Source organism: Secundilactobacillus silagincola (assembly GCF_002583405.1).
Lineage (GTDB): Bacteria > Bacillota > Bacilli > Lactobacillales > Lactobacillaceae > Secundilactobacillus > Secundilactobacillus silagincola.
On the sequence record NZ_BCMJ01000003.1, the window covers coordinates 171431 to 182950 of the forward strand.

Here is an 11520-nt window from a genome sequence, read left to right on the forward strand (position 1 = left end):
TGTGTGACAAAACTTGGTAGATTCCAGAATTTAACGCAAATAAAGCCTATTCCAATGCACTTTCGGAATAGGCTTTATTTGCGTTAAATGGCAAGAATCTGAGTTTTGGCGCATATTAGGTCATATTGACGCATTGAACCAAAGGCAGGTATCACTAATTTTTGCTGAAAAATTAATTGAAATGCTGACCAGTATAAACTTAGGGCACAACCTCTTTTTTGGATGATTACTAGTTTCAGCAATAGTCAGTGAAATCTATAACTTGTAAATCCTTCTTAACGGTTCACTGATCAGAATCCTTTTTCTGATCGCTGAACGCAGCGTGCAGAGCGACCATTGCCGCTTTGGCTGAAATATTAGCAACCAAGTTAACCATATCTCGAGAAGTTTCATCCTTGGTGTCTGACACCAAACTGTCGACCCAAGCATGTAGTGCCTTAGAAGCTTTATCAAAATCAGGTTCATTGTTATTCAAGCTAATCGTCTCCTTCCAACGATAATTATCTCACTATCTATCCGTCACAGAAAGGTAGCAACCTTTTATTACTCAGTAGAGTCTATTCTGACGAACTTTTCGGAATAGGTTTTATTGATACCAGTATCGACTTATGTTATAGCCCTTTGTTGAATACAGCTATCCACCCCGGAAATTTTAGATTAGTAAGCCAAAATAGAAGCCAATTTTGATTTATTTTTGGTAAACCCTGTTAAATCAATGGACTTAACCCCAATAGTTCTTTTATAATAAACAAGGACTGGTTTTTAATTATTCAGAACTTAGAAAGGTGGCGTTGATGTGGCGGAAGGCCAAATTCGACAATCATTAAGTGGTTTTTACGATGTCATGACGGATTCAGGAAGACTGGTGCGCACACGTGCACGGGGTAATTTTCGTAACCGGAAGATTACACCATTGGTCGGCGATCGGGTTGTGATCGATGCGCCGAACGATCGTGAAGGTTATATTTTGGAAGTTAAACCAAGGCATAATTCGTTGGTTCGACCACCGGTTGCTAACGTTGATCAGGCAATCGTGGCGACTGCCGTGCGTGAGCCGGTCTTTTCGACTAATTTACTAGATCGACAGTTATTAGCACTGGAAATCGCAGATATTGAGCCGGTCATTTATCTGACAAAAACGGATCTGCTGACTGCAGCTGAGCAGGATGAGTTTGCCAAATTGGCGGATGACTACCGCAAGATTGGTTATCACGTTGTTTATACGGCGGAACCATTTTCAGCAGCTGCTATTCAAGAAGTGGATGATTTACTGGCTGGTAAAGTCAGCGTCATCATGGGTCAGACGGGTGCTGGTAAATCGACATTACTGAATCACGTTGCGCCTGATTTAAAGCTTGAGACTGGTGAAATATCAGCCAGTTTGCATCGTGGAAAGCATACGACGCGGCGAGTACAGTTACTGGAAGTTGCAGGTGGCTTGATTGCCGATACACCGGGATTCTCCTCCTATGATACGTTTTCGCTTGATGCACGGGAATTAGGCAAATATTTCCGTGAATTTCGCAGAGCGTCTGTTGACTGTCGTTTTCGAGGTTGTGTCCACGTCAATGAGCCTGGCTGTGCTGTTAAAGCCTTAGTCGAGTCAGGCGATATTTTGCAAAGTCGTTACGATAATTATTTACTGCTGTATCAAGCTCTGAAAAATCAAAAACCAAACTATCGCAAATCTGAGAAATGAGGGACTATGTATGAAAATCGCACCATCTATTTTAAGTGCAGATTATGTTAATCTTCAACAGGATATCGAAAAAGTGGACAAAGCAGGAGCTGAATACCTCCATATTGACGTTATGGATGGTCAATTCGTACCGGCTATTTCTTACGGTCCAGGTTGGTTAAAGGCCATTCGTCCAATTACCAACATGACGCTGGATGTTCATCTTATGGTGCAAAATCCTGAACGTTTCGTGGAACAATTTGCTGAAAACGGTGCTGATATTATTGGTGTACACGTTGAAGCAACGCCACATATTCACCGTGCACTTCAATTGATTAAAAATGCTGGTGCAAAAGCGGAAGTTGTTATCAACCCTGGCACTTCTGTGGAAGCTATCAAACCATTGCTTTACATGGTGGACCAAGTGTTAGTAATGACGGTTAACCCAGGTTTTGGTGGTCAAAAGTTCCTGCCCGAAACGCTAAAGAAAATCAAGCAATTAGACCAATTGAAACAAACTGAAGGCTACGATTTTGACATCGAAGTTGATGGCGGCGTTAAGAACGATACGATCGTAGACTGTCAAAAAGCTGGTGCAACAGTTGCTGTCGCCGGTTCATACGTCTTTGATGGTGTTGATCCTGCTGCTAAAGTCCAAGCCTTAAAGGATGCGACGAAATAACATGACACATTTAAACTTGCTGGTAGGTGGTCCTACCAGTGAATGGCCCGACCAACTGACTGCCGGCAAGGTGTTCGGTGATTGGATCGGTGTTGACCGTGGAACATTAAGACTGTTGAAGATGGGCATTACACCGTTAGTTGCTATTGGTGATTTTGATTCATTATCAGCAGACGAACTTAAACTGGTCAAGAGCGCCGTTTCTGACATTAGACAGGCCGTTCCCGAAAAAGATGAGACGGATACACAGCTTGCCGTAACGGTCGCTTTACATGAGTATCAATATGATCGATTAGATATTTATGGTGCCACTGGCGGTCGCCTAGATCATTTCCTAGCTAATTTCTGGATGGTTTTAGAACCCCGGTATCGGCAATACGCACCCCGAATTCGCTTTATCGATAAACAAAACACCATTACGTTTTTTGCACCAGGTTCGTATGAGATAAAAAAAGAACCGGACAAAAAATATTTGGCGTTTGTGACACTTGAAAATGTGGGTCACCTCACGCTGCCTGATGAAAAGTACAATCTGAAGGACGAAAACGTGACCCGGCCAATTTCGTATGCCAGCAATGAATTTGTTGGTGACACCGGCCATTTTTCATTCGATAGTGGCATGGTTGCAGTCATTCAAAGTAAGGATTGATTATGTTCTCTAAGTTCCCGTCATCATCATATGACGAGAACTTTTTAATTATATATGACAGCGACTGTCAACGCTGGTTTTGAATCCGTTTTCGTAAATATGATAGAATAGTAGTTGATCATAACGGAACAATATTAATGAAAGATTAGTCAAGGAGTGGATAGAATGAAAGTCTTTAACGATCATTATGTGACAAATACAAAGTCAGAAATAGCCGTCTTTATGGTGGATGGCAAACGTATTGAAGTTTCAAATGGCGGTGCTGATGGAGAGCAGGACATCCAAATTATTCCAATGTCAGAATTCGATGATTACAAAGTTGATCCCGCAACCAAAACCGAAATTAACGGTGAAGATATCCAACTGTTAGATTTTGACGGTGAAACGGATGTACCTCAAGCCGCCATGGTCGATGGTAAAATGACGTCAATCACGATTAATCGTCCTGATATTTTACCAAAGGGTCACTATGTTGCTTATGGATTGGCGTCTAGTTTTGGATTAAAACGGGGCTGTGTCTATCTGTTTAAAGATTAATATACTATGACACGGTATTTTCGAGACAGTGTACTGGTCTCATTAAGAACGAAAGTGAGCGACTAACGTGGCATTTCAAACACACTATAACTTTGGCGGGGCTAAAACCCACAACGGTGGCAGTAAATCGGCTGCCAAAAAAGCACTCAAGCAATTTTGGCAATATATTCAGGGTCAAGGAGCTCAGCTAAGTGATCCAATCACGGTTAGCCAAATTTCGAGTATGCAACGCAATCTCTTGTCGTATGGCTCTCGTATGGTAAACAGTTACCGGGTTTCTGGTGGGGCTTATGACACAACGTTAACCCAGTACGTGACTGATTGTTGTGGCTACCTGGATCAATTTATAACGTCTGATACAGCTCATTTAGCTGACGGCTCGCTTCCAGACAATCGACAGGCCTTCATGGTTAAGTTTGAACATCAGGTCAATCAACTGATTCGTCGTTATGAAACAGCCATTACTAAGGGATGATTGAAATCCCGAGTCTATCATTGTTCTCAGTCACAACTAACTGAAAAAACAAAAAAACCACTGACAGCGAAATTGATCGTCGTCAGTGGTTCTTTTGGTTGAAAGAAAAATTTTAAAAAATTCACAAAAAAAGCTTGGCAATGGTGCCAAACTTTTTTAACTAAACTCGAGTCACTTTACCTGACTTCAAAGTTCGTGCAGAAATCCAAACCTTCTTAGGCTTGCCATCTACTAAGATCCGAACTTTTTGCAAGTTTGGCTTCCAAGCACGCCGTGATGAATTCAAGGCGTGAGAGCGCTTGTTACCGAAACGGGTGCGCTTGCCGTTAATGAAATCTTTTGCCATTGGTAACTACCTCCTTTTAGACTTATCTAAAAAACGTTGCTTTTTAGCTCACTAAAATAATTTATCATAACCCCAATCGGAATGCAATAGTTTTCTTTCAAGTAATTTTACTTGACAGCACTTAAGATGATTAATTATGATAACGGTAATGCACAATTTGTGGTAAGATAAATTATCGTGAAGACTAGTATGCAAGGAGGCTGCTTTAGATGGCCGTTAAAATTAAAACAAAACATGGCTTAATCGATATTGATAATGATGTCATTGCTACAGTCGTTGGTGGTGCTGCCACCGATTCATATGGCGTTGTAGGTATGGCAAGCAAGAATCAGATTCGTGATAACATGAATGTTATTTTGAATCGGAATAATTATGCCAAAGGCGTTGTCGTCCGTCAAGAAGATAACGGTGTGGCTGTTGATGTGAATATTATTGTCAGCTACGGGACAAAGATTTCGGAAGTTTCCCGAACCGTTCAATCAAAAGTAAAATATAATTTGGAAACAATGCTTGGAATCACTGCCAATGCTGTTAATATCACAGTTCAAGGCGTCCAAGTGTTGAGTGAGTAAGAAGCGGAGGATAAAGTTGTTGCAAACGAAAGAAATAACGAATCGTGAATTCATCAAAATGATTGAGGCAGCTTCAGCATTCCTTGATCAAAATGCTGAATTCATTAATTCATTAAATGTGTTCCCGGTACCCGATGGTGATACTGGGACCAACATGAGTTTGTCGTTGGATAGCGGCTTAAAGTACGTTAATGAATCAAGTAGCACTAAGGTCGGTGAATTAGCTGAAGCCTTGGCTAAGGGTCTGCTAATGGGTGCCCGTGGGAACTCTGGTGTTATTTTGTCGCAAATTTTCCGTGGCTTTTCCAAGGATGTCGCTGATAAAGAAACTTTGTCAGCTACTGATTTGGCTGACGCGTTCGCTGCTGGTGCTCAAACTGCTTATAAAGCCGTTATGAAGCCAACTGAAGGGACTGTCTTAACGGTTGTCCGTGAAGCTGCTAAGGCTGCTCGGAAGACTGCCGCACGTGAGGATGATATCGTCGCAGTTATGGATGCCACTTATAAAGCTGCTGATGCTGCCTTACAAACGACGCCTGATTTATTACCTGTGTTAAAGCAAGTCGGTGTTGTGGATTCAGGTGGTCAGGGCTTAACGTTTGTGTTCCAAGCATTTGATGACGTCTTAAATGGTCGCGAAACGGCTCAAAAGGGTGCTCATCAACCGAATCCGACCGAGATGGATGAAATGGTCGATGCAGAACACCATCGCAGTGTACAGGGTAAAATAAACCCTGATGACATTGTCTACGGTTATTGCACGGAAATCATGGTCAGAATCGGTAAGGGCAAACAAGTAGACCAAAAGTTTGATTACGATACATTCTATGATTATCTCGCAAAACTAGGTGATTCATTGTTGGTCGTCAACGATGATGAGATCGTTAAGGTCCACGTCCACACTGAACACCCAGGTAAAGTCATTGCGTGGGGTCAAGAGTTTGGTGATTTAGCCAAGGTTAAGGTGGACAACATGCGTTTACAACAGGAAACCATTATTGAAAAAGATGATGAGGATGCTGCAAAAGCCACACCAGTTGCAACTGCGGAAACACCTGCTGAAGCACCCGAAACAGCCATTATTACAATTGCTGCTGGTCAGGGTATGCAGACCTTGTTTGAAAGCCTTGGGGCAACCACGGTGATTTCTGGTGGGCAAACCATGAATCCAAGTACGCAAGATATCGTTGATGCCATCAATGACAGCCACGCAAAACAGGCGATTATCGTGCCAAATAACGGCAATATTTTCTTAGCTGCTGAACAAGCAGTGAAGGTTGTTGATATTCCTGCAGTAATCGTTCATAGTAAGACTATCTCGCAAGGGATGACTGCTTTATTAGGTTTTGAACCTGACCATACGCTTGAAGAAAATCAATCGGCTATGGAAGACAATCTATCCACCGTTAAAAGCGGTGAGGTTACTCATGCTATTCGTGACACACAAATCGATGGTTTTGATATTAAAAAAGGCAATTTCATGGGCTTGATCGATGGCAAGATTGCCATCGTCACCGATAACGTGGAAGAAGCCGCTATTCAAATGGTCAATAAGATGATCGATGACGATAGTGAGATCGTCACCATTATTTATGGTGCAGATACGAACCAAGAAACGGCTCAACACGTTGAAGCCGCAGTTGAGGAACTGGATGATGAATTAGAAGTTGAAGTTCATGAAGGAGACCAACCTGTCTACCCGTTTGTAATTAGTGTCGAATAATAAAATTGATTAAATAAAGCGGTGAAGCCTGTTTTCGGGTTTCTCCGCTTTTTGTATCGTAAGCTTTTTAGGTGCCAAAGTGGGGCCACGTGTGCTTATAATATGATGTAAGAAACATTTTAAAAAGGAGAATGCAATCATGGATGATAAACAAATCGTCACGGTTGATGGTACTAAATACGTGGTCACCGAACCCGCAACCGGTGAGATTTATGAAAGTACGGTAATGGGTGTCAGTGAGGCCATCAGAACACTCAATGGCAAGGGATACAAACTGAACGGCGACCCAAATAAATTATACGAAATTGAATGGATGCTAGATGGTGACTTGGACAGCGATGATTTCTCCAAGTGGGTGAAAGATTGGCAAACTGCTGACGCCGCCTTCGAACTGAATTAATAGTGAAACACAAAGTTTTATTCAATTAGAAAGTAATGGCAGTTCCCAAATAATGAGTAATGCCATTGCTTTTTTTTGCTGGTTTCGATTATAATGTATGACGTTATTGAATAATGAACTTGGTTGTTATGTATTGGTGACAAAAAGTCGAAATCATTCATTTTTTAAAAGTGGCGGCTCAAGTGAACCGGCACTTTGTTTATCAGTTGCTTAGGTTGGGAGGGAGTCACGTGGGATTATCAGATTCCGTGACAGTATTGCCAGGTGTTGGGCCAAAACGGGCTGACGCCTTGGCGGATCTTGGCATCACAACAATCGAATCGTTACTTACCTACTATCCGTTTCGTTACGAAGACTTACGGGTAAAGGCACTTAACGAGATTGGCGACCAGGAACAGGTTACACTAAAGGGAATTGTGGCTGCACCTCCCACGTTGAGTCGGTTTGGTCGTAAAAAAAGTCGGCTGAATTTCAGATTGCTGATTGGCCAGGATGTGGTGCCAGTCACTTTCTTTAATCAGCCATGGTTAAAAAATAACATTGAAGTTGAATCACCAATTATGGTGTATGGCCGTTTTGATGCCAACCGTAAACAACTCAACGGGATGAAAATCCTGAGCAGTGGCAAGAATGACCCAATGGCATCCGTCTATCCGTCAAATTCTGGCATTCGACAAAAGACCATTCAACAATTAGTAGTGGCCGCTTGGGAGCAATACCATACGGAAATTGTTGACTTAATTCCCAATCACATTAAAACGCACTATCGATTACTTGACCGTGCTCAGATGATCCATGACATGCATTTTCCCAAAGACTTAGCTGCAGCTAAAGCTGCCCGTCGATCGGCTAAATTTGAAGAGTTCTTTCGCTTTCAAATGCAACTGCAGATGCTTAAACGGCGTGATGAGAGTCAGGCCGGCATCGATGTGGACTATGATAACGAGCGTTTGCAGCGCTTTATCCATACACTGCCTTACGAGCTAACTGATGCTCAAAAGCGGGTGGTTAATGAAATCTGTGCGGATATGAAACGCCCGATTCACATGAATCGATTGCTCCAGGGGGACGTGGGTAGTGGTAAAACGGTCGTTGCAGCTATTTGCATGTACGCTGCAATTACTGGTGGTTATCAGGCCGCATTGATGGCACCTACGGAAATCCTAGCAGAGCAGCATGCTAATAACTTACAGGCTTTATTCGAAGGGCTGCCGGTTAATATTGTGCTACTTACTGGTTCGACTAAGCCAGCTGTTCGAAAAGAGATCCTGCCACGGCTAGCCTCTGGTGAGATTAATCTGATTATTGGGACCCACGCTTTAATCCAAGAAGGTGTTGATTATCATCGTCTTGGACTAGTGGTCATCGATGAACAGCACCGTTTCGGTGTGGCACAGCGACAGGCCTTACGTCAGAAGGGCGATAACCCTGATGTGTTGGCAATGACTGCAACGCCCATTCCCCGAACGCTGGCCATTACTAGTTATGGTGAGATGGATATTTCCGTCATTGATGAATTGCCAGCTGGTCGTAAACCGGTGACAACCCGATGGATCAAAAGTGCCCAGATTGATTCGGCTGTTCAGTTTGTTTTACGGGAATTGGCCGCTGGACACCAAGCTTACGTCGTGACACCGTTAATTGAAGAATCTGAAGCTGTGGATATGAAGAATGCGGAAGCCATTTACGAACGTTTTTCCGCCTATTTTTCACCGCATCACTATCAGGTTGGCCTGTTGCATGGTCGGATGAAAAACGATGAAAAAGACGAAGTTATGCAAGCGTTCAAGAATAATCAGTACCAAGTTTTGGTGGCGACAACCGTCATTGAAGTTGGGGTTGACGTTAAAAACGCTACCGTGATGCTGATTTACGATGCTGATCATTTTGGCCTGGCACAGCTGCATCAGTTGCGTGGGCGGGTTGGTCGATCGGACCAGCAATCATACTGTATCTTAGTGGCTGACCCCAAGAATAAAAACGGGGTTGACCGGATGCGGGTGATGACGGAAACTAATGATGGTTTTGTCGTGTCGCAAAAGGATTTAGAATTGCGTGGTTCTGGTGATGTACTAGGAAAAAAGCAATCAGGGTTACCCGATTTTAAAGTTGGCGATCCCATAGCCGACCTCACGATGCTAAGTGTCGCGCAAGATGAAGCCAAAAAATTGACGAGTACACCTGGTTGGCAGTCGATGCCGGAGAACCAAGCACTGGTCAGTTATCTAAAACAAGCTGAAGAACACGCTTATATGTTCGATTAAGAGAGGATGAACAAATTGAGAATCGCTGTTGATGCAATGGGCGGAGACTACGCCCCGAAAGAAGTCGTTGCGGGAATTGAAATGGCACGTGACCGCTATCCAGAAATTGAATTTGATTTGTACGGACAGTCTGATAAAGTTAAACCATTTTTAAATAATGAGGACCATATCACTTTAGTTCAAGCTGATGAAGTCATTACCATGGAAGACGAACCCGTCCGTGCTTTGCGCCGTAAAAAGCAGTCCAGTATTGTGCTGGCTGCTCAAGCAGTGCGCGATGGTAAAGATGACGCGTTCTTCTCAGCTGGTAATTCAGGCGCTTTGCTGGCGGCTGGTTTGCTGATCATTGGTCGAATCAAGGGCATTGACCGTCCTGGTTTGACAACCACGCTGCCCGTGCTCAATAATCCAGAGCAAAATCAATTTTTGATGTTGGATGTGGGCGCAAACGCGGATTCAAAGCCATTTAATTTGTACCAATACGCTATTTTAGGCAAGTATTATGCTCAAACCGTTATGGGTGTTGAAAATCCACGAATCGGTCTGCTGAATAATGGTACTGAAGCCGATAAGGGCGATATGGTCCATAAAGCCGTTCACGAATACTTAGCCAACGCTAAAGATCTGAACTTTATCGGCAATGTTGAATCACGTGAACTATTAAATGGTGCTGCAGACGTGGTTGTTACCGATGGCTTCACGGGTAATGCAGTGCTTAAGAATACTGAGGGTACGGCACTATCAATGCTGAAACTGATCAAGCACAGCATTATGAATGGCGGGATTACAAGTAAGCTTGGTGCAGCGATGCTTAAGTCAACGTTCAAGGATATTCAGACTCAAATGGATTATTCAAAGTACGGTGGTGCGGTTTTACTTGGTGTTAAGGCGCCAGTGATTAAAACACACGGTTCAGCTAAGGCAGAAACTATTGCCAATACGATTGGTCAAATTAAGACGATGCTGGAAAATCATTCAGTCGATAACGTCGTCACTTACTTCAATGATCACAGTGAAGAGATGGCTGCAGCCAAGGCTGAGATGCAGAAGTAAACAGGTAAATCTACCGTTTATGAATAGTTTGTGCTAAACTGATTGATGAACTAAATAGGGTGAGGTAAATTATGTCAAAAGATGAAATTTTTAATAAAATTGCCGACATCATTGCGGACCGTTTTGAAGTTAAGCGTGACAAGATCACAATGGACCTAAACTTTAAAACCGACCTTGATGCCGATTCCATTGATTTCGTGGAATTTATTTTGGAACTTGAAGATACCTTTGGTGCTGAAATTTCGGACGATGTCGCCGAAAAGTTAAACACTGTGGGTGAAGCTGTTGATTACATCGCAGCAAATGGTGACAAAAAATAGCAGTGTCAATTAATAAACGGAAAGGTTGCGGTAAAACGATTTGTTTTGTCACAGCCTTTTTCCTTGTATTTTTATAAACTAAAAGGAGCGTTATTGAAGTTGATTAAAGGACTGGATGATTTACTCAAAAAGAATTTTAACATTGTCATCAAGGATAAAAGTTTGCTGGATGAGGCGTTTACACAAGCTTCCTACGTTAATGAACATCCCAATGAAAACTTAAAGTTCTATGAACGAATTGAATTTTTAGGCGATGCAGTGATGCAGCTGGTTGTTTCGGATTATATTTACAAACGCTACACTAAGATGCCTCAAGGTCGTTTGACTCGGCTGCGGGCGGCAATGGTGAACGAAGAAAGCTTTGCCAGCTTTGCCCGGGAATGTCACTTTGACCAGTACATTCGGTTAGGCAAGGGTGAAGAGAAGGCGCACGCTCGGGAACGGGATTCATTGCTTTGCGACATCTTTGAATCTTTTATTGGCGCTTTATACCTTGATCAAGGAGTGGAACCGGTACGAGCATTTGCTGCTCAGGTTATTTTTCCAAAACTTGATGAGGGTCGCTTTGATGAATTTTTTGACCACAAGACGGAATTACAGGAAGTTGCACAGAAAAACGGTCCCGTTTCAATTGATTATGAACTATTAGATGAGAATGGACCGGATAATGATCGTGCCTTCAAAGTGGCGGTTAAGATTGATGGTAAAGAGCTTGGTGTGGGCGTTGGCCATTCTAAGAAAAATGCGGAACAAGGGGCGGCCAAACAAGCGTTACTTAAGCTTGAACCAGACCAAGCCTAATCTGAAAGTAAGTGGGGAGC

The 11520-nt window shown here is 42.8% G+C and carries 14 protein-coding genes; 12 read left to right on the forward strand and 2 right to left on the reverse strand.

Translation table 11 applies throughout. The features are described from left to right. Nucleotides 1-283: 283 nt before the first annotated feature. Nucleotides 284-475, reverse strand: coding sequence for a hypothetical protein (locus CES82_RS04765; RefSeq protein ID WP_098824174.1), 192 nt, complete (start codon nt 473-475; stop codon nt 284-286). Between the two features lie 321 nt (nt 476-796). Between CES82_RS04765 and rsgA the strand changes: the two genes are divergently transcribed. The 5 genes from rsgA to CES82_RS04790 all read left to right on the forward strand — a co-directional run bounded on the left by rsgA (nt 797) and on the right by CES82_RS04790 (nt 4021). Next, on the forward strand, nt 797-1699 hold the full coding sequence (rsgA, locus tag CES82_RS04770; protein WP_098824175.1) for a ribosome small subunit-dependent GTPase A: 903 nt from the start codon (nt 797-799) through the stop codon (nt 1697-1699). A 10-nt stretch (nt 1700-1709) separates the two neighbouring features. After that, nucleotides 1710-2360, forward strand: coding sequence for a ribulose-phosphate 3-epimerase (gene rpe, locus CES82_RS04775; RefSeq protein ID WP_098824176.1), 651 nt, complete (start codon nt 1710-1712; stop codon nt 2358-2360). A 1-nt stretch (nt 2361) separates the two neighbouring features. Further along, on the forward strand, nt 2362-3009 hold the full coding sequence (locus tag CES82_RS04780) for a thiamine diphosphokinase (protein WP_098824177.1): 648 nt from the start codon (nt 2362-2364) through the stop codon (nt 3007-3009). 165 nt (nt 3010-3174) lie between these two features. Beyond that, a complete protein-coding gene (locus tag CES82_RS04785) occupies nt 3175-3546 on the forward strand; it encodes a hypothetical protein (protein WP_098824178.1) in 372 nt (123 codons plus the stop codon). A 67-nt stretch (nt 3547-3613) separates the two neighbouring features. Continuing rightward, a complete protein-coding gene (locus CES82_RS04790; RefSeq protein WP_098824179.1) occupies nt 3614-4021 on the forward strand; it encodes a hypothetical protein in 408 nt (135 codons plus the stop codon). 160 nt (nt 4022-4181) lie between these two features. Here the strand turns inward: CES82_RS04790 and rpmB are convergent, their stop codons facing one another. Continuing rightward, nucleotides 4182-4367, reverse strand: a complete 186-nt coding sequence (rpmB, locus tag CES82_RS04795; RefSeq protein WP_020088997.1) for a 50S ribosomal protein L28 — start codon at nt 4365-4367, stop codon at nt 4182-4184. A 209-nt stretch (nt 4368-4576) separates the two neighbouring features. Between rpmB and CES82_RS04800 the strand changes: the two genes are divergently transcribed. From CES82_RS04800 to rnc, 7 genes are all read left to right on the forward strand, one after another. Beyond that, nucleotides 4577-4939: an Asp23/Gls24 family envelope stress response protein gene (locus CES82_RS04800; protein WP_098824180.1), complete on the forward strand. Its 363-nt coding sequence runs from the start codon at nt 4577-4579 to the stop codon at nt 4937-4939. Nucleotides 4940-4958: 19 nt separating this feature from the next. Further along, nucleotides 4959-6662: a DAK2 domain-containing protein gene (locus CES82_RS04805; protein ID WP_098824181.1), complete on the forward strand. Its 1704-nt coding sequence runs from the start codon at nt 4959-4961 to the stop codon at nt 6660-6662. Between the two features lie 139 nt (nt 6663-6801). Beyond that, complete coding sequence (locus CES82_RS04810) at nt 6802-7062, forward strand: hypothetical protein (RefSeq protein WP_098824182.1); 261 nt, start codon at nt 6802-6804, stop codon at nt 7060-7062. Nucleotides 7063-7292: 230 nt separating this feature from the next. Beyond that, on the forward strand, nt 7293-9326 hold the full coding sequence (gene recG / locus CES82_RS04815; protein ID WP_098824183.1) for an ATP-dependent DNA helicase RecG: 2034 nt from the start codon (nt 7293-7295) through the stop codon (nt 9324-9326). 15 nt (nt 9327-9341) lie between these two features. Next, nucleotides 9342-10379 (forward strand): phosphate acyltransferase PlsX, encoded by a 1038-nt coding sequence (gene plsX / locus CES82_RS04820; protein ID WP_098824184.1) that lies wholly within the window; start codon nt 9342-9344, stop codon nt 10377-10379. A 71-nt stretch (nt 10380-10450) separates the two neighbouring features. Further along, on the forward strand, nt 10451-10699 hold the full coding sequence (gene acpP / locus CES82_RS04825) for an acyl carrier protein (protein ID WP_098824185.1): 249 nt from the start codon (nt 10451-10453) through the stop codon (nt 10697-10699). 99 nt (nt 10700-10798) lie between these two features. Beyond that, entirely contained in the window at nt 10799-11500 is a 702-nt protein-coding gene (rnc, locus tag CES82_RS04830) for a ribonuclease III (protein ID WP_098824378.1), read from the forward strand. Nucleotides 11501-11520 lie beyond the last annotated feature (20 nt).

Bases quoted from the DNA above. Each gene is read 5' to 3' on its own strand.
- acpP (WP_098824185.1), top strand. From the start codon at position 10,451: ATGTCAAAAGATGAAATTTTTAATAAAATTGCCGACATCATTGCGGAC.
- CES82_RS04780 (WP_098824177.1), top strand. From the start codon at position 2,362: ATGACACATTTAAACTTGCTGGTAGGTGGTCCTACCAGTGAATGGCCC.
- rpmB (WP_020088997.1), bottom strand. From the start codon at position 4,367: ATGGCAAAAGATTTCATTAACGGCAAGCGCACCCGTTTCGGTAACAAG.
- CES82_RS04810 (WP_098824182.1), top strand. From the start codon at position 6,802: ATGGATGATAAACAAATCGTCACGGTTGATGGTACTAAATACGTGGTC.
- rpe (WP_098824176.1), top strand. From the start codon at position 1,710: ATGAAAATCGCACCATCTATTTTAAGTGCAGATTATGTTAATCTTCAA.
- CES82_RS04785 (WP_098824178.1), top strand. From the start codon at position 3,175: ATGAAAGTCTTTAACGATCATTATGTGACAAATACAAAGTCAGAAATA.
- CES82_RS04800 (WP_098824180.1), top strand. From the start codon at position 4,577: ATGGCCGTTAAAATTAAAACAAAACATGGCTTAATCGATATTGATAAT.